The following is an 18,202-nucleotide window of genomic DNA, read 5'->3' as shown; positions in this document are numbered from 1 at the left end:
TGCAATTGGATGACCATTTTCGCCAAGTTTTAAAGGATCATACGGCAGGCGACCCCATGCGGGAGGCGGTGAAATGGACGAACCTGTCACGTCGGCAGATTGCCCGGCGGGTGCAGGCATTGGGGACATCGGCTGGGAAAAACGTGGTGTCGCGCCTATTACGGGAGCACGGCTACCGCCGCCGCAAGCCCCAGAAGAAACGCACCATGGGGCAACACGCTGACCGTAATGCCCAGTTTGAAAAGATTGCCCAACTCAAACAAACCTACCTGCAAGCAGGCAAACCCGTGATCAGCATTGACACCAAAAAGAAGGAACTGCTGGGCAACTTTTACCGTGAAGGGGTAACGGATGCCGTCGAACCCACGGAGGTCAATGACCATGACTTCCCCAGCTATGGCAATGGTCAGGTGATCCCCCACGGCATCTACGACCTTGCCCGCAACGAAGCGGCACTGCACCTGAACACCAGCCACGACACCACCGAGTTTGCCTGCGAAAGCCTTGGCTTATGGTGGCGTGAGCAAGGGAAACCCAACTACCCCGAAGCTGACGAGCTGTTGGTCTTATGTGACGGTGGTGGCAGCAACAGTTCCTCTGCGTACCTGTTCAAGCAAGACTTGCAGGCATTGGCGGACAGCCTGAACCTGACAATACGCATCGCCCACTACCCGCCCTATTGCTCCAAATACAACCCGATTGAACACCGACTGTTCCCCCATGTGACCCGTGCCTGCCGGGGTGTGCCGTTGGAAACGGTCGAAACCGCCAAACACTACATGGCAAAAACGGAAACCACCACTGGCTTGAAGGTCGCTGTCCGCATCATCAGTAAAGTTTTTGAAACCGGGCGCAAGTATACCCAAGCGTTCAAGGATAACATGACCATCCAGTTCGATGACTTCCTGCCAAAATGGAACTACTCCGCTACCCCTCAGTCCCCCTGATTTCGGGAAGTTATTTCGGGACAGTTCCTTAGGCGAGAGCGCGGTAACGTTCCATCAGGGTCTTGGTGACTTGTGACACCATCGGCTGCGCTTCCGGGTCAATTAATTCATGGATAAAATCCAGCTCATCTAACACCCGGTCAATCTTGTCACGGGTGTCGTAGCTATCCAGTTCCCCTGCAATTTTTTGTAAGTGCTTGTAAGGGTTGTCGGCAATATTAGCAATGCCTTTCATACTGTCTTGTATAATACCGTCTTGCATAGCTCACTCCTCTTGTGATGGAAATTTAAGGTATTTAATTAAACCAATATAGCCGCTTACACAAGAACTGTCGCGGGCATTGGGGATATTTGGTGTTGTAACACCGCTGCCGCATCGCGTGCACCCGTAGGCACAACGAATGGCTTATGCCAAGTTGTTTCGAGTAATGCGGTGATGTGCTTGCCGAAATCACCGGCTTGAATGGTGCGCCAATCGGTGAAGCTGACTTCGCCGTGTTGCGTGTGCCAGTGGGGTAAATTGGGTTCTTCTGGCCAGCCCTGACGGGTAATGCACAAGGTTGGCACTTGATTCACTACCGCTTCTGTTTGCGTGCCGTAGCCGGTTTTGGTCATGACAACATCACAAGACGCGAGTAAATCCACATAATCCAAGCCAAACAGCGAGGCCGGAATAAAATCAGCGCGTGCTTGTGTTAGTGCAGTATCTGGAAAAATCCAGCACACATCGGGTAACTGCGGCCAATGTGCTAAGGGGTATTCCATGCCCAAACCACCCAGTGCGACCAACACGAAACGGGTGTGAGCGGGCATCCCGGAAGCTTCCCTTAACCACTCAGGCTTACGCTGACCGATAGCAGCAATCGGTGCAATGGGGTGCGTATGCAGCATGGTGTGCATATCCATCGAAGGGGTGGGTTGCAAAAAGATCTCAGCTTGCGCATACGCATGGAGGATTTGGTCGCGAATCTTGTCCGCGCCCGGTAATGTGCTGCAATAGCTGTGGAATACGTCTGCCCAGTTGAGGGAGCACAGCGCAATAGCGGGGGTTCCTAGCTCCCCAGCCGCATCCAGGCTCAAGTAGGGAACATTGGCAAACAGCAAGTCAGGTTGCAGTCTTTCTAATTCAATGACGGCTTGGGTTTTGCGGGTGGAATAGGTGGCGTGAAAATCCGTATACCAGCGCATACTGGCGGCGGTATCTACCCGCAGCGCATCGTGCATTAACATGCCTGCATCTTGTTGGTAAGGAATCAAGGTGAAGGGATGGCGAATCCGTTCGCGTAGCACGGTTTCGGCAGCACTGGAGCGGAGAGTGAGGCGAATGTTGCTGCCATCGAGTGCATTCAATACAGCAGCCGTTTGTGCTACATGACCGAAGCCGTGCGCAGTGATGTCGACGACAATGTGTTTCATGATGTGCCCTACCTTTGTTGATAATCTTCATCGAATAAACAGAACATAACATTAGAAACAATCCACTAGGAAATGCATCAGCATCTGCTTATACTGCGCCCATTCCAATCAGTTTTATAGATTGTTAAAGATTAGTTAAATTGTTTTTTCTCAAAAGGAGACTACCCATGTTTGAAAATAAAGAAGGTCAGCGCGTCCCTAACGTGACATTCCGTACCCGTCAAAACCACGAGTGGGTGGATGTTACCACTGACGACGTATTCAAGGGCAAAACCGTCATCGTATTCTCACTGCCGGGCGCATTTACCCCGACTTGCTCTTCTACCCACGTGCCACGTTACAACCAGTTGGCAGATACCTTCAAAAAGCTGGGCGTAGATGAAATCGTGTGCATGTCGGTCAACGACACGTTCGTCATGAACGAGTGGAAAGTTGACCAGAAAGCCGACAAGATTACCTTTATCCCCGATGGCAACGGTGACTTCACGGATGGCATGGGTTTGCTGGTTGACAAAAACGACCTCGGTTTCGGCAAGCGTTCATGGCGTTATTCCATGCTGGTGAAAGACGGCGTGGTGGAAAAAATGTTCATTGAGCCAAACAAACCGGGTGACCCGTTTGAAGTTTCCGATGCGGATACCATGCTGGCTTACATCGCACCGAATGCAAAAGCACCACTGGATGTTACCGTATTCACCCGTCAAGGTTGCCCATTCTGTGCGAAAGCCAAAGGCATGTTGCACGATGCGGAAATTGACTTTGACGAACTGGAATTGAACCGCGATTATACCAACCGCAGCCTGCGTGCTATCGCTGGTGTGGATATGGTTCCGCAAGTGTTCATTAACGGTGAACTGATTGGCGGTTCTGACAAATTGGAAGCTTGGTTGCAAGCACGCTAAGAAGGAGTAGGGCATGAGCCAACATTACGATTTAATCGCCATCGGCGCAGGCAGCGGTGGTTTGTCAGTGGTCGAAAAGGCTGCGAAACATGGCGCGAAGTGCGCAGTCGTGGAAGTCAATGATGACCTCGGCGGTACGTGCGTCAACCGTGGCTGCGTTCCCAAAAAAGTGATGTGGTTTGCTGCAAATCTGGCTCATGCCCAACACGACGCGCAAGATTACGGTTTTGCGACAACGCCCGGTAAATTGGATTGGGCAACCTTGGTCAACAAGCGCGACAACATGATCGGTGGCATTACCGATTGGTACATGGATAGCTTTTTGGCGGAAGCGGGCATTGACCTGATTCAAGGCCAGGCGCGTTTCGTCGATGCCAAGACGCTGGAAGTCGATGGTGAAAACTACACCGCTGATCACATTGTAATTTCCACGGGTGGTCGCCCGATTGTGCCAACGGATATTCCCGGTGCAGAACACGGCATCACCTCTGACGGCTTTTTTGAACTGGACGAACAGCCTGCGAAAGTCGCGGTTGTCGGCGGCGGTTACATTGCGCTGGAATTGGCAGGTGTGTTGAATGCACTTGGCTCAGAAACGCACATGTTGCACCAAGGTTTCCCCGTGTTGATCGGTTTCGATAGCCTGATGCAGAAAACCCTGCGCACGCAAATGGAACATGATGGCATTGTGTTCAACGACACGGCGAAAATTGCCAGTGTGGAAAAACAAGCCGACGGTAAACTTACCGTGAATTACACCGACGGCAGTGTGCTGGCTGATTTGGATCAGTTGTTGTGGGCGATTGGGCGTAAGACCAATACCGACGACATTGGTTTGGAAAACATCGGTCTGGAGCTTGCGCCCGGTGGTTTCATCGACGTAAACGAGTATCAGGAAACCAGCGTTCCCGGTGTTTACGCGATTGGTGACATTATCAATAAGCGCGGGGTGCAACTGACTCCGGTAGCAATTGCGGCTGGTCGTCGCCTCGGTGATCGTTTATTCGGTGGTATGAAAGACCGCAAGGTCGATTACAGCCTGATTCCGACCGTAATGTTTACCCATCCGCCGATTGGCACGATTGGTTTGTCGGAAGAAGCGGCGCGGGAAAAGTACGGCGATGCGGTGAAGGTGTACAGCACCGAATTTACCCCGATGTATTACTCCTTCGTCAAGCACAAAGCCAAAACCGCGATGAAGCTGGTCGTGGTGGGCGAAGACGAGAAGATCGTTGGTTGCCATGCCATTGGTTTGGGTGTGGATGAAATGATGCAAGGTTTCGCGGTTGCTATCCGTATGGGTGCAACTAAGCAGGACTTTGATGACACCATTGCGATTCACCCTGTTAGTGCCGAAGAAATGGTGACGATGAAATAAGCCAAAAATAATCCATGCAGAGGGAATGAGTCTCGCTAAAATAGGCTCATTCTTTCTTTTGCAAAATGGATTGTTTATGTCATCCTCAATACGGACTGCTATTGCCTTACTGCTATTCACAATCCTTTCGCTGAATGCCACTTCACAGGCGGAAACCCCCGCATGGCACAAAGTGGCCTACCAAGTACCCGCAGAATCTTCCATCGGACAGTTGGCGGATAAGCATTACGATTTGTTCGCGTTTTTTCTAAGCAATGCATTGCATGGCGAAGGTAAAACCACGTTTTTGCAGGTGGCAGAACACGTGCGCAACAAAATTCAGTGGCGTGATGATAACGGTCACAATGATTACTTGGATGCCTTTGTCCGCTCGTATCCGTTTGCGAAAAACGTCGATTTGCAGGGAATGCCGGATAGCATTTTGCTGATTGCATATCTGGAATCGCAGTGGCACGGCAAAAAAGGTAGAAAATCCGCCGATTACGGTTACTGGCAACTGACTCCAGAGGTATTGAAAGAAATTCAGGCTTTGGATTATGTTGGTGACAAGCTCAAAACCACGGGCATCAATAAATTACGCTCGGATGCCACCTTAAGTACCCAAGCAGCACAAGCGCATTTACACCGTTACCATTTCTATTTTGCGAAGGTGGCAGGATTTGCCGAAAGCGATGCGTGGTTGCTGACGTTTACCGCGTATAACTGGGGGGCGGGTAATGTCAAACGCCTGCTGGCAGACATGGAAAGACGTGGGGTGGCGTTGAGTTTTGCCAATTTTTACCACGCTCTCTATGCACAACACCTTGAACAGCCGGGTGATAGATCGCTGAAAGCCGCAGTGGAATACGTGCCAAGTTTGTGGAATATCGCACAACTGATCAAGGCTGAGCACTCACGATGAGCGCCAATCCGATTATTTTTTATCACCTTGCGATTGCCTTGGGCATTGGTTTGCTGATTGGGGTGGAGCGTGGTTGGCAACAGCGTGATGCCAGTGAGGGCAAGCGTGTTGCTGGGGTACGTACTTACGGTTTGCTGGGGTTGTTGGGTGGTTGTACCGCATTGCTAGGGGCGCAATTGGGGGCGGTAGCGATTGGTTTAATCTTTGTTGGCGTTGCACTGGCCTTGGCGCTTACCTACGGCGTTAATTTGCGTGAAAATCACGGTAAAGATGTCAGTATCACCAGTCTGGTGGCGGGTTTGCTGGTGTTTGTGTTTGGGCTACTGGCGGTGGGCGGTAGGGAAGAAGAGGCGGTTGCGGCAGGTGTCGTGACCATGGCACTGTTAGCGTACAAGCCGCAATTGCACCGCTGGGTGCAGGCGCTGGAAGAAAGTGAGTTGCGGGCAGCCACTAAACTGTTGTTAATGTCGGCGGTGATTTTGCCAATTTTGCCGCATCAAGGCTTTGGGCCTTGGCAGGCGTTAAACCCTTATGAGCTGTGGTGGATGGTGGTGTTGATTGCCGCCATTTCCTTCATCGGTTACTTTGCGCTGAAATTGGGGGGGGCACGCAAGGGGGCATTGCTGACGGGTTTACTCGGTGGGTTAGTGTCATCGACGGCTTTAACCTTGAATTTTTCACGGCTGGCAAGGCAAGAGGTTGCATTAGCGCCGGTCTTAGCAACGGGGATTTTGCTGGCTTGTGGCACGATGTTTCCGCGCATGTTGTTAGTGGCGAGCCTGATTAACCCTCTGATATTTGATTTATTGTGGTTGCCGGTTGTGTTGATGGCGGTGCTGACCTATGTGCCTGCCTTGCTGTATTGGTTCACGGGGAAAGGTCAACAGGCTGAACCACGGGTGCATTTGAGTAATCCGTTGGAATTGCGCACGGCTTTTCTGTTTGGGGTATTGTTGGCAGTGATCATGTTGTTGGGCAAGGCACTGCAAGATTGGGTCGGGGCAATGGGCGTGCTGCTATTGGCTGCCGCATCAGGGGTGGCGGATGTGGATGCGATCACCTTGTCATTGTCACGTATGAGTTTAAACGGTTTAACTGCGTCCACTGCTGTGTTTGGGATTGTGTTGGCTGCGGCAGTTAATTCTTTGGTGAAAGCGGGGATGGCTCTCAGTATTGGAGGATGGGGTGTGGGTTTACGGGTAGGTATTCCGCTGTTCTTGGCTGCCGCCACAGGGATGACGGTGGCTTGGTATCAGTGGGCAGTTGCGGTATAGCTTGGGATTAGTACAGCAGGAAGGGTTCACGCTGTTTGAGCCACGCCTGTTCGTCAGGCCAGGTTAATACATCCAAATCCGCTGGGGTGGCTTGCGGGGCATCCACCCATTCGCGTAACAGTGGTGAACCGTTGATCACATCAATCGCGAGTTTGCCGAATTCATATTCGTAGGGGAAATCCCGCCACAGCGGATAATCGGGGTACAACTGGCGAATCGCTTTGAACGCCAAGGCTTGCACGCGCCAAGGGCGGAACGCGGCGTGGTCGTAATGCGGCGCTTCGACGTGGATTTGCACCCCCGCACACAGTTTGCCCGCGTGTTTGTGGAAGGTGGGTTCAAACCAGCATTCACGCAAGCGACAGCCGTGCAGCCAGTGCGGTGCAAGGGTTTGCATGGTGCGAATAATGGCGCGAGTGTCAAGGTCGGGTGCGCCGAACAGTTCCAGCGGGCGGGTCGTACCGCGTCCTTCCGAGAGAGTTGTGCCTTCCAGCATGACGGTTCCGGCGTAGCAACGTGCCATTGATAAGTTCGGGGCATTGGGGCTGGGGTTGATCCATTCACGCTCACCCAGTGGCCAGCCGTAGCCGTTTGCCCGTTCTGGTTGCCAGCCTTCCATGCCGATCACGCGGTATTCGAGATTGAGCTTGAGTTCGCGGATAAACCATAAACCCAGTTCGCCCATCGTTAAGCCGTGACGCATCGGCATTGCGCCTGCGCCGACGAAACTTTCCCAGCCCGTGCGTAAGGTTAAGCCTTCGACGGGGCGACCGGCAGGGTTGGGGCGGTCGAGTACCCATACGCTTTTGCCGTGTTGTTCGGCGGCTTCCAACACATAGCGCAGGGTGGTGATGAAAGTGTAAATACGGCAACCTAAATCCTGCAAATCCACCAGCAAGACGTCAAAGGTATCCATCATCGCGGCGGTAGGGCGGCGTACTTCCCCGTACAGGCTGAAAATCGGAATGCCGTGTTGCGGGTCGATGAAGTCGGGCGATTCCATCATATTGTCTTGCTTGTCGCCTTTAATGCCGTGTTGCGGACCGAACGCGGCGCTGAGGTGAATGTCCGGTAAAGCGGCGAGTGCATCCAGCGAATGGGTCAAGTCGGCGGTGACGGAGGCAGGGTGCGCGAGTAGAGCAACCCGTTTGCCGTGCAAGGGCGCACGCAGGCTGGCATCGTTTAGAAAGCGGTCAAGGCCAAATTGCATGTACAAATCCGTCATTATGGTGGAAGTCCGGGCGTGTGGCGGGATGCTGCAATGCCCAGTAGGATTTTTCGCCGCTGGTGGTTTCCAGCACCGCCGTTATCCCCAGTTGCCACGGCTGTTGGGTGCTATTGTCGGGTAAATCAGCGCTGGCAAGCAAGGTTTCCAACACGAATTCATTGCCGTGTACTGCGGTACTGATCACGGGCGGCTGTTGTGCTTGCCATGCCAGCCGTTCCCGATAAGCACTGAATGCATACGCTGCCCATTGGCTCGAAGGCGAAAAGTTGAACTCATGATAACGGTTTTCACCCAACACGCGAATGAATGTTTCAAAGCAGGTGTGTTCCCACAAGCCATCGGTGGCGGTCGGGGCTTGCGGGCGGGGAATGTTGAGGGCTGCGAGTGTGCCGTTGAGTATGTAACGCAGGTGTAAACCGCTTGCGCTGGGTGTTACTTGCACCTGCAAGGCATCGACCGCAGGGCAGGGGGTGCTGGGGTGGCAATGCAGGCTTAGCACGGTGGGTAACTCAGGCGAATTCAAGCACGCCGCCTTTGTCCTGATGCATTTTCAGGAAACGCGCGGTGATCATGTCCATCGTCGCAATGTGTTGTTGCAACCAAGCGGGCAATTCGGTTTCGAGGTAATGGCGCAAGGCGGGCAGGTCGCGGCTGACTTTCCAGTGATCGAACGCGCTGCTCATGGCGCTGAGGGCGAGGTCGTGTTCGTCCTTGTGTACCGGGTAAGGGCGGAATTCGATGATCAGCATATTGCGGTTTTCTTGCTCGAAATGCGCGGTGGTGTGCTGGAGCAGCGCGTCGAGGTGTGCGTCGATGCTGGCAATATCCGGCGTTGCTTGTGCCAGTAAGGGGTAAAGGGCGTTGAGCATGACCCGCTCTTCTTCGTGGAGTTGGGTCATGGCGGGGATTTCCTGTGGCATGAAAGCGTTTTCAGCAATGTGCATGGTGAGATTTTTCCTGATAAAGCGATGGGCGCAAAGTGTGGTGTAGGGGGGCGGGAATTTCAATTATCCTTGTTGGTGGGCTTGGTTTTCAGCAATGTACATTACTGGTTGCGAACCGTGTCCGGTGTAAACGTCAACTTCAGCCATATTGTTGTGCCTTCAAATCGTCAGGCGTGGGCAAACCGACATCTTTGGTGGTGAGGGTTTTGCCTAGCACCATTAATACCCGCTCGACTTTGCGGATGCCAAGGTCGTTGAAATCGTTGCGTTCGAGTGCGCCGATGGTGGTGCGGTCGAGATGGCACAGGTCGGCAAGTTGTTGCTGGCTCCAGCCGCGTGCTTTGCGGGCGGAGCGGATGGTTTCACCGATGGCTGCTAACATGATGGTTATACTCATCAAAATAGGGATTCTTGGGATTGTTGATGAATATGTACATCTTTTCAAGGGTGTTACGCCCATGTATAGCCGTCGGGTGATGACGGCACGTACCACGCAAATTGCAGCGGTGATGGTACGTTGTGGCGATGCTGACGCGATGATTTGCGGGGTGGAAGGTAACTTCATTTCGCACCTGCATTACGTGCGCGACATGATCGGGGCGCGTCCCGGTTTGACGGATGTGGCGGCTGTCACCATGCTGATTCTGAAGCAGGGGACGTATTTCCTCACCGATACGCACGTCAGCGAAGATCCAACGGCGGAACAGCTTGCGGATATACCTTACAGCGTCAAGACCTGAACATTTTTAAAGGTTTGAAAATTTGTTGTCATCAACTGGGTCAGTTCTTTCTTGTGATCGGTATCCAGCTTGTCGAGACAGTTGGTGATGGCCGCCTTGAAAGCGGGAAACTTATCATAGTATTTCGAGTACAAGCATTTTTTCTTGACGAACTTCCACAACCGTTCAATCAGATTGAGGTTGGGTGAATAGGTCGGTAAAAATAATAGTTCAATATTGAGCCTTTTCGCACAGGCAAACACGGCTTCACAGCGTTGATACTTGGCATTATCCAAGACCAAAGTGATCGGTATTTTGAGTGCTAACGCTGCAATTTTTTCCAATAATTCACACACGCTGTTAGCGTTGATATAGGAGTCGTTAGTGATCGTGATGAGTTGTAGCGTTATCGCATTGAGTGCGCCCAATACGTTGTAGCGTTGTCGACCACAGGGGGCTTTGATGAATACGCGGGAAAATGACCACAAAAACCCCAGAAACGGTGCTAACACGAAGTGGGCGGCATCGACAAAAAAAGGGCGCGTTTGCCCTCCTTAGCCTCCTGAATGCGCGGTTTTAGTTCATTTTCCAGGAACTTTTCTTGTGCTTCCACATCAGCTTTGGCGGGTATCATCCCCACTTTATGGATGTCCATCCCTATTTTCTTCATAAAGACACGTACCCTGTCCTCACTGCGTTTGATGCCTGTCAGCTCCTCAATCTTAGCGGCTGCCGCCTTGCTGGTTGCGGGGGGATATTCACGAAAATAGGCTTCAATCTTGTCTTTATATGCCATCAAATCACTCTGTGGTTTATTGAATCGTATTTCTTTAAGAGCTTCTAAACCGTTAGGTTGTAGGTAGGCGTTTAGGTAGGCAAGCAGCGTGGCTTCTGTAATCCTTTCCAATCGTTTGATTTCCTTATGCGTCAACTGTTGGGATTTCAGGTACAGCACGGACATTTTCTTACGGACTCTGGGATGAGGATGGCGCTCCTTCCAGTAGAACAGCTCCGCTATCTCATCCTCAGTGAAAGTGATTTTTAATGTCATACATTACTCATGGCTGCTTTTGTTACCAGTCATCTAACCATATTTCCTTGATCAAAAAAACTATTTTATGGCACGGACTGGTATAACACAGCGTTGGCAGCGGAACTGGTGGCAGGTTTTGGGTTTGAACCGAAAGCCGCGTTGCTGTCGCATTCCAACTTTGGCAGCCGCATGAATGTGCATTCCGCCAAAATGCGCCGCACGCTGGAAATCTTGCGTGAGAAGCATCCTGATTTGCGGGTGGAAGGTGAAATGCACGCAGATGCAGCCCTGTCACAAGAAATCCGTGACCGTTTGTTTAAGGGGGCGGCGTTTGAGGGTGAAGCCAATTTGCTGGTGTGCCCTGATCTGAATTCGGCGAATATCGCTTACAACATGACCAAGATGTTGGCAGATGGCTTGCCAGTGGGGCCAATGTTGGTGGGGACGAATTACCCTGTGCATATCCTGACTGAAAGTACCACCGTGCGCGGCATTGTGAACATGGCGGCGTTTGCCAGCGTGGAAGCGATGAACCGCAAAGTATAAGGTTTGACAACGCCACCGTAGAGACGCAAGCTTTTGCGTCTCTACCCCCCAACAAGGAATGGTCATGAAAACTCTCAGCCTATTGGTGTTCTGCCTTGCTACCCTAGGTGCTTGCACCCCACCGACTGACACTGCTGCGACTACTCGCGCTATACCTTACAGCGTCAAGACCTGAACATTTTTAAAGGTTTGAAAATTTGTTGTCATCAACTGGGTCAGTTCTTTCTTGTGATCGGTATCCAGCTTGTCGAGACAGTTGGTGATGGCCGCCTTGAAAGCGGGAAACTTATCATAGTATTTCGAGTACAAGCATTTTTTCTTGACGAACTTCCACAACCGTTCAATCAGATTGAGGTTGGGTGAATAGGTCGGTAAAAATAATAGTTCAATATTGAGCCTTTTCGCACAGGCAAACACGGCTTCACAGCGTTGATACTTGGCATTATCCAAGACCAAAGTGATCGGTATTTTGAGTGCTAACGCTGCAATTTTTTCCAATAATTCACACACGCTGTTAGCGTTGATATAGGAGTCGTTAGTGATCGTGATGAGTTGTAGCGTTATCGCATTGAGTGCGCCCAATACGTTGTAGCGTTGTCGACCACAGGGGGCTTTGATGAATACGCGGGAAAATGACCACAAAAACCCCAGAAACGGTGCTAACACGAAGTGGGCGGCATCGACAAAAAAAGGGCGCGTTTGCCCTCCTTAGCCTCCTGAATGCGCGGTTTTAGTTCATTTTCCAGGAACTTTTCTTGTGCTTCCACATCAGCTTTGGCGGGTATCATCCCCACTTTATGGATGTCCATCCCTATTTTCTTCATAAAGACACGTACCCTGTCCTCACTGCGTTTGATGCCTGTCAGCTCCTCAATCTTAGCGGCTGCCGCCTTGCTGGTTGCGGGGGGATATTCACGAAAATAGGCTTCAATCTTGTCTTTATATGCCATCAAATCACTCTGTGGTTTATTGAATCGTATTTCTTTAAGAGCTTCTAAACCGTTAGGTTGTAGGTAGGCGTTTAGGTAGGCAAGCAGCGTGGCTTCTGTAATCCTTTCCAATCGTTTGATTTCCTTATGCGTCAACTGTTGGGATTTCAGGTACAGCACGGACATTTTCTTACGGACTCTGGGATGAGGATGGCGCTCCTTCCAGTAGAACAGCTCCGCTATCTCATCCTCAGTGAAAGTGATTTTTAATGTCATACATTACTCATGGCTGCTTTTGTTACCAGTCATCTAACCATATTTCCCTGATCAAAAAAACTATTTTATGGCACGGACTGGTATACTGTTCACGGTACGACTGCGCAACCTGATCCGGTTGAAACGAAAATTCGTAACCTTGAAAAAGCGGGGCAATTAAAGGTGTTAAGTGTGCGCGAATCCTTCCCGCCACAATTTGAACTCGAAGGTGCAGCACCCGCGATTGCGGAAGTGCAAGCCTTGAGCGGCACAAAATAGCCTTACTGCAATTCACCAAACGTTAGCCCGTATTTTTGCAAATACACCCGCAGCCGGTGCGAATCATTCGCGCTGGCACGTTGCGTGCGGCTGATATTGAATAGGGTGCGTCCGGCATCCGCCAGACTTTTCGATTCGCGGCATACGCGGATGACTTCCGCCAATTGCACGCGGTCAAAGTGGTCGATATTGGCAAGTACCTCCTCTGCCAATACTTCGCGCAACATCGCATCAGGATCGTTATTGCCCGTCACGCTTTGGAAACTGCCCCAGTCGTAACGCAAGCGGCGGATTTCCTCCGTCACGCTTTCCTCCGTAATTCGCCCACCATTTGCCAGCGTTGCCATGCGCGTGATGCTGGAATTGAGGTCGCGGAAATTCGCCCGCCAGGTTGCTGCCGGGGTTTGTGCAAACGCGAGGTATTGTTCCCGTGCCGCTTTGTTGAAGCTGACTTTATGCCCGACTTTGCGGGTGAAGTGCTGTAATTCGTATTCGATATTCGCCTCCAAATCTTCGAGGCGGTGGCGTAAACCGGGTAATTCATACGTCCACAAATTGATGCGAGCCAGCAAGTCTTCGCGGAATTTGCCATCGCGCACGCGCTGGAACAGGTCGCGGTTGGTTCCGGCAATCAGTTGGAAATCGCTGCTGGTTTCCTTGTCGCTGCCGAAGGGGATGAACACTTTGTCTTCGATGGCGCGGAGTAACATCGCTTGTTCGTCCAGCCCCAGTTCGCCGATTTCATCCAGAAACAGCAAGCCCTTGTCGGCTTCACGCAGCAAGCCGCTGCGGGCGGTGAGTGCGCCGGTGAACGCGCCTTTGACATGCCCGAACAGCGCGGACATGGCATTGTCGCCGCGCAAGGTGGCGCAGTTGACTTCCACCAGTTTGCCGCTGACTTGCCCGCGTTGTTTTTTCAGCGCGTAAATGCGTTTGGCGAGGCGCGATTTGCCGACACCGGTAGCGCCCGTGAGCAAAATGGGCGCGGCGGAGCGGATGGAGACTTGTTCGAGTTGTGCAATCAGGGCGTTGAAGGCGAGATTGCGGGTGTCGATGCCGCCTTTCAGGTAGGCGATGCCTGCTTGGGCTTCGCGCTCGAAGCGACTGGCAATCTGGTCGTAGCGCGACAGATCGAGATCGATGATTTGATACGTGCCCTGCACGCCTTCCGCACTCGGCGAGGTTTGTAACAACTTGCCGGGGATGTAATTGGCTTCGGTAAGCAGGAACAGGCAGATTTGCGCAACATGTGAACCGGTGGTGATGTGCACGTAGTAGCGGTGTTGCTCTGGGTCGAAACGTTGCTGGCGGGTGAATTCGTGGAGCTGGTTGTAGACTTGCTCGAAGTCCCACGGGTTTTCGTAGTCGACTACGTAGGGGGTGATGCGGGCGTGCGGCGCAAGGTCGCGCATGTCACGCAGGGTGACGGCGGCAAGTGCGGCTTCGTCACTATGGTGGATGAGGATGAATTCATCCACCGGAAAATCGGGGTGCATGAGGATGCTGACCGACGGTCGCCAGCGCGAGTGGCGACGTTTGCCTAAGCCTTGGTGGTCAAGGCGTGAGCCGAGGATGCCGATGACTGTAGTTTTCATGGCGCGTTTCCTGTTGTTGAGCCGAGCAAAGCATCCAAGCGATTCACCAGATAAAACGGGATATTCAACAATTGGAACGAGCGGCTTTGCCCATTGGATTTGGCTTCTAGCTTATCGACCGAGGGTTTGGCTGAACTGATGCGTACCGCTCGTTCAGATTGCTTCTTAACCACAAATGATTGCAGCGATTTGATTGTACCGCTGCTGCCAGCCTTCACTTCCACCGGAATAATTTCGTTGCCGTGGGTGTAGAGGAAATCGACTTCTGCCTGACCTTCGGCTTTGGGCGGTTGCCAGTAATACAGTTCCGGGTTGATGTAAGCGGGTTTGGCATACAGTAATTGCTGCCCGACGAATTGTTCTGCCAGCGTGCCACGCCCTGCCATTTCCAGCGGGGCTTGCAGGATGCTTTGGGCTGGAATGCCTTGTGCTGCCAGCAATAAGCCGATGTCGATAAACAGAAATTTGCTGATGCGAATTTTGGTTTCTGCACCTAATGGCACGGCATCCGCCTGGCTGTGCAGCACGCGGTAAAACAAGCGAGCGGCAAGGAAATGTTCAATGGCGGTATTCAACTGGCGGTTGTCTCCGCTACTGGTGGTGGCGAGTTCATTGGCTTGTTTGTGGGAAAACTGTTGCCCGACCTGCCCTAGAATGCCATTGAAAAAAGTGTTCAACGTCAGCGCGGTTTGTGAACCCCGGTATTTGGCAAAATCATCCCGATAAGTTTGCAGCAATGAAGTTTGGTATTTGAGGATGTCGGCATGGCTGAAGCCCGTATCCAACCCCAATTGCACGCAATGCGGCATTCCGCCCGTGAGGGTGTAACGCCGTACCAGCCCCAGCAGTTTTTCGTGCAGGCTGTCGGGAATCAGGTGCATATTGCTGGCATTGAGCATGTCCAGCGCCCGCAATTCCTTGTCTGCACCGATGGCTTGCAGAAACTCGTCGAAACGCAATGCGCCCATGAAATACGGCTCGATACGCCCTACCGGGCTGGGTAGCTGGCAGTCATTCAACACTTGATCGAGTAATGAGCCGGTGAGGATGACCGCGAGATTGGGCATGTCTTCCCAGAAATAGCGCAGGCAGGCGTAGGCTGCGGGGGTGGCTTGCGCTTCGTCCAGAAACAGGATCATGGGTTTGTCGGGGGTTATTTGTTCCCCGGTGATCAGGGCGAAATTGAATAGCAGTTCATCGAGTTGGTAGCGCCGGAACAGGGTTTCGAGTTCGGCATGGCGTTCGAGGTTGATTTCAATGACGGGAATGCCGAGTTGTGCGCCTGCTAGACGCACGGCGGTGGTTTTCCCCACTTGGCGTGCACCACGAATCACCAGCGGCTTGCGTTGGGGTTGCTGATACCAGCGGATAATGTCGGTGACGGCTTGACGATGGAACATGATAATGCACTCCTTGCATTAAAGTGTAACATCTTAATACAAGGAGTGTATTAAAGTGGTTGGAAAGAGGCGAATTCTCTACAGCACGGCAAGACATTGGCTGTCTTTGGCATTATAATACTAAAAAACTACTTAAAAGCAGGTATTTAAGTAAGATGATTGAGCCGCTACAACACCTTTCCAATCAAATCAGGACGCAAAAGCTACCGGATTACCAGCGTTTCCTGTTCCGGCAAATCGACTTTTCGCAACGCTTGATCGGTATTATGGGCGCACGCGGGGCGGGTAAAACCACTTTGCTGCTGCAATACCTCAAATCCGTGGCGCGGGAAACCAAGGTGCTGTATGTCATTGCTGATCACCCCTTGGTTGGGCAGCACGGGCTGTTTACCATTGCCGATGAATTCCAGAAAATCGGCGGTGAATTGCTCATCATCGACGAAATCCACAAATGCCAACACTTCGAGCGCGACCTGAAGCTGATTTTCGACAGCTATTTCAATCTCAAAGTCATTTTCACGGGTTCATCAGCAACCACCATTGATAATGCCAAGGCGGATTTGAGCCGTCGGGCGATGCTATACCGTTTGCCAGTGTTGTCATTCCGCGAGTTTCTGGAGTTGGAAACGGGCGAAACCTTTGAGGCGGTGACGCTGGATGCCCTGCTCCAACACCATCCGCAATTGGCGCTGGAAACCGTCAGCCGCATCAAACCCTTGGCGTATTTGCCCGCGTATCTGGAACACGGTGCTTACCCGTTTTACCGCGAGGCGGGTTCAACCTATTTGCCGCGCTTGCTGAATGCGTCGATGCAGGTGATCGAGACTGACATCCCCGCGCTTTACCCGATTGACTACGACAAAGTGAATGCGCTGAAAAAGCTGATGGTGATGTTGTGCCAAAGCGAGCCTTACGACATTAATGTGTCCAAGCTGTGCGGCGCGGTGGAGCTGAACCAGAAAACCCTCTACAAATATTTGGGTTTATTGCAGGCGGCGGGGTTGTTGCGCTTATTGGGGGCGAAATCCAGCGGGGTCAGCATTATTTCCAAGCCGGAAAAGCTGTATCTGGATAACACCAACCTGTTTGCCGTGTTTTGCAACCAGCCCAAAGCGGGGACGCTGCGCGAGACGTTTTTTGCTTCAATGCTGTCTTACCACCACACTTTGAACTATCCCAAAAGTGGGGATTTTCTGGTGGATGGGCAGTATGTGTTTGAGGTTGGCGGCAAGTCCAAAACGAAGAAGCAGATTAAGGATGAAACGGCGGCGTGGGTGGTGGCGGATGGGCTGGAAGTTGGGGTGGAGGGGAAGATTCCGCTGTGGTTGTTTGGGTTTTTGTATTGAGATGAAGCCCGTATTAGTGGAGGGTGGCGTAAGCCAGTACCGCTAACAGGTCTGCCCGTTCTAGGTCTTCATAATCATCAAGAATTTCTTCGATGCTCATGCCAGAACTGAATAATTCCATCATGATTTCAACAGGGTAACGCAAGCCACGGATGGTGGGTTTGCCGTGGCAGATAGCAGGGTCGATAGTGATGCGGTTGTTTAGGTTCATCGGAATGCCTCGATGTGCTTTTTTATAAGGATACAACAAGAATGCAAGTGTCTGAGAAACGATATACCTTGTGCGTACATTTTATCAATCTGCAATGACAATCATGCGGCGCGAGTTTGCTTGATTGTAGGGTTATCCCGGTGGAAAAGCCATATCACGAATTTCTGGGCTATTTGTGATGGCAAACACCTACATTACTACCGTTTATCAGCTAAAATTTACCGAACTTCAGTCTCAGGGGCTTCTGCATGACTCGTACAAACCACCGCGCTTACGGTAGCTGGATTTTCGGCGCAATCCTGCTGATTTTTGTCTTCGCTGTTTTCTGGCTTGCACCGGATGCTTTGCCGTCTTTCAAACAACAGATTCTGGCATTTTCGATGGCGTTGCTGGCGGGTTTGTTTGGCTTTTTCCTGACGGGGGATATGACGCTGGCTATGCAGCATAAGGAGTCCAGTACTTCATTGAAAGCGGCGGGTGGGATTGCATTGTTTGTGTTGGTGCTGGCGTGGTGGCAGTCGTCGGCTGCGCCGGTCATTGCAGCGGAAGCACCGCAAGCGATGGTTAAATCGGTTGAAAAAGCAGTAGCTCCCAAACCAAGCCAACCTGTTACGCTTACCCAAATGCAAGCACCTAAAGCCGCTGAAATCCAGCGTGATAGCAGTATTCATTCCAACAAAGATGCCAAAATCCGTGCTGCAAATGAGGGTGAGGTCAATGTCATCACGGGCAATGGGCAGGTGGTGCAAGGCAAGCAAACGGCGGGCGAATTCAAGGAACAACCCGCGACACCCAGTAATTCCAGCATTAGCAGCGACGGCAATCTGGTGATCGAAGCCACAGGCAACGGCAAGGTCAATGTCGTGACGGGCAACGGACAAATTCAGCAAGCGGAGTAA

At 51.9% G+C, this 18,202-nt stretch carries 18 protein-coding genes and 2 pseudogenes; 9 read left to right on the top strand and 11 right to left on the bottom strand.

The genetic code is table 11. The annotated features are described in order from the left end of the window. The first annotated feature begins 5 nt into the window (after positions 1–5). Positions 6–947 (top strand): ISAzo13 family transposase, encoded by a 942-nt coding sequence (locus QJT81_20980; protein ID WGZ94221.1) that lies wholly within the window; start codon positions 6–8, stop codon positions 945–947. Positions 948–975: 28 nt separating this feature from the next. On the opposite strand, the gene QJT81_20975 is transcribed toward QJT81_20980, so the two are convergent. Beyond that, on the bottom strand, positions 976–1,209 hold the full coding sequence (locus QJT81_20975) for a hypothetical protein (protein WGZ94220.1): 234 nt from the start codon (positions 1,207–1,209) through the stop codon (positions 976–978). Between the two features lie 56 nt (positions 1,210–1,265). Then, on the bottom strand, positions 1,266–2,363 hold the full coding sequence (locus QJT81_20970; protein ID WGZ94219.1) for a hypothetical protein: 1,098 nt from the start codon (positions 2,361–2,363) through the stop codon (positions 1,266–1,268). 167 nt (positions 2,364–2,530) lie between these two features. Between QJT81_20970 and QJT81_20965 the strand changes: the two genes are divergently transcribed. From QJT81_20965 to QJT81_20950, 4 genes are all read left to right on the top strand, one after another. Continuing rightward, complete coding sequence (locus QJT81_20965; GenBank protein WGZ94218.1) at positions 2,531–3,265, top strand: glutathione peroxidase; 735 nt, start codon at positions 2,531–2,533, stop codon at positions 3,263–3,265. Between the two features lie 13 nt (positions 3,266–3,278). Continuing rightward, entirely contained in the window at positions 3,279–4,643 is a 1,365-nt protein-coding gene (gene gorA, locus QJT81_20960) for a glutathione-disulfide reductase (protein ID WGZ94217.1), read from the top strand. Between the two features lie 76 nt (positions 4,644–4,719). Next, a complete protein-coding gene (locus tag QJT81_20955; protein ID WGZ94216.1) occupies positions 4,720–5,544 on the top strand; it encodes a transglycosylase SLT domain-containing protein in 825 nt (274 codons plus the stop codon). Next, on the top strand, positions 5,541–6,818 hold the full coding sequence (locus QJT81_20950; GenBank protein WGZ94215.1) for an MgtC/SapB family protein: 1,278 nt from the start codon (positions 5,541–5,543) through the stop codon (positions 6,816–6,818). Before QJT81_20955 ends, QJT81_20950 begins: the two co-directional genes overlap by 4 nt. Positions 6,819–6,825: 7 nt before the next feature. On the opposite strand, the gene QJT81_20945 is transcribed toward QJT81_20950, so the two are convergent. From QJT81_20945 to QJT81_20930, 4 genes are all read right to left on the bottom strand, one after another. After that, complete coding sequence (locus QJT81_20945) at positions 6,826–8,028, bottom strand: DUF1343 domain-containing protein (GenBank protein WGZ94214.1); 1,203 nt, start codon at positions 8,026–8,028, stop codon at positions 6,826–6,828. Further along, entirely contained in the window at positions 8,012–8,569 is a 558-nt protein-coding gene (locus QJT81_20940) for a DOMON-like domain-containing protein (protein ID WGZ94213.1), read from the bottom strand. Before QJT81_20940 ends, QJT81_20945 begins: the two co-directional genes overlap by 17 nt. Further along, the gene (locus tag QJT81_20935; GenBank protein ID WGZ94212.1) at positions 8,556–8,990 is read right to left on the bottom strand and encodes a hypothetical protein; all 435 of its coding nucleotides are present in this window, start codon (positions 8,988–8,990) and stop codon (positions 8,556–8,558) included. Before QJT81_20935 ends, QJT81_20940 begins: the two co-directional genes overlap by 14 nt. Before the next feature lie 139 nt (positions 8,991–9,129). Next, a complete protein-coding gene (locus tag QJT81_20930; protein ID WGZ94211.1) occupies positions 9,130–9,372 on the bottom strand; it encodes a helix-turn-helix transcriptional regulator in 243 nt (80 codons plus the stop codon). Between QJT81_20930 and QJT81_20925 the strand changes: the two genes are divergently transcribed. Next, entirely contained in the window at positions 9,371–9,730 is a 360-nt protein-coding gene (locus QJT81_20925; GenBank protein ID WGZ94210.1) for a phosphate acyltransferase, read from the top strand. The two genes, QJT81_20930 and QJT81_20925, sit on opposite strands and share 2 nt — an antisense overlap. Here the strand turns inward: QJT81_20925 and QJT81_20920 are convergent. Continuing rightward, positions 9,712–10,760: pseudogene (locus tag QJT81_20920) on the bottom strand (IS630 family transposase). The gene QJT81_20925 and the pseudogene QJT81_20920 overlap by 19 nt on opposite strands. 93 nt (positions 10,761–10,853) lie before the next feature. On the opposite strand from QJT81_20920, the gene QJT81_20915 reads away from it, so the two are divergent. Next, positions 10,854–11,288, top strand: a complete 435-nt coding sequence (locus tag QJT81_20915) for a phosphate acyltransferase (GenBank protein ID WGZ94209.1) — start codon at positions 10,854–10,856, stop codon at positions 11,286–11,288. A gap of 156 nt (positions 11,289–11,444) precedes the next feature. Here the strand turns inward: QJT81_20915 and QJT81_20910 are convergent. From QJT81_20910 to QJT81_20900, 3 genes and pseudogenes are all read right to left on the bottom strand, one after another. Further along, positions 11,445–12,493 (bottom strand): annotated as a pseudogene (locus QJT81_20910) (IS630 family transposase). Between the two features lie 260 nt (positions 12,494–12,753). Beyond that, a complete protein-coding gene (gene rtcR, locus QJT81_20905; protein ID WGZ94208.1) occupies positions 12,754–14,346 on the bottom strand; it encodes an RNA repair transcriptional activator RtcR in 1,593 nt (530 codons plus the stop codon). Further along, positions 14,343–15,746 carry an AAA family ATPase gene (locus QJT81_20900; GenBank protein ID WGZ94207.1) on the bottom strand — a complete coding sequence of 468 codons (1,404 nt, stop codon included), beginning with the start codon at positions 15,744–15,746 and terminating at the stop codon, positions 14,343–14,345. The genes rtcR and QJT81_20900 overlap by 4 nt, the downstream gene beginning before the upstream one ends. A 155-nt stretch (positions 15,747–15,901) precedes the next feature. Between QJT81_20900 and QJT81_20895 the strand changes: the two genes are divergently transcribed. Then, entirely contained in the window at positions 15,902–17,092 is a 1,191-nt protein-coding gene (locus tag QJT81_20895; GenBank protein WGZ94206.1) for an AAA family ATPase, read from the top strand. A 13-nt stretch (positions 17,093–17,105) separates the two neighbouring features. Here QJT81_20895 and QJT81_20890 read toward each other — a convergent pair whose 3' ends face one another. Next, entirely contained in the window at positions 17,106–17,303 is a 198-nt protein-coding gene (locus QJT81_20890; GenBank protein ID WGZ94205.1) for a DUF433 domain-containing protein, read from the bottom strand. Positions 17,304–17,551: 248 nt separating this feature from the next. On the opposite strand from QJT81_20890, the gene QJT81_20885 reads away from it, so the two are divergent. Then, positions 17,552–18,202: a hypothetical protein gene (locus QJT81_20885; protein ID WGZ94204.1), complete on the top strand. Its 651-nt coding sequence runs from the start codon at positions 17,552–17,554 to the stop codon at positions 18,200–18,202.

Origin of the sequence: Candidatus Thiothrix putei (assembly GCA_029972225.1) — a bacterium.
Lineage (GTDB): Bacteria > Pseudomonadota > Gammaproteobacteria > Thiotrichales > Thiotrichaceae > Thiothrix > Thiothrix putei.
Note: the sequence above shows the minus strand (reverse complement) of the source record. Positions and strands in the feature narration are given on the sequence as shown.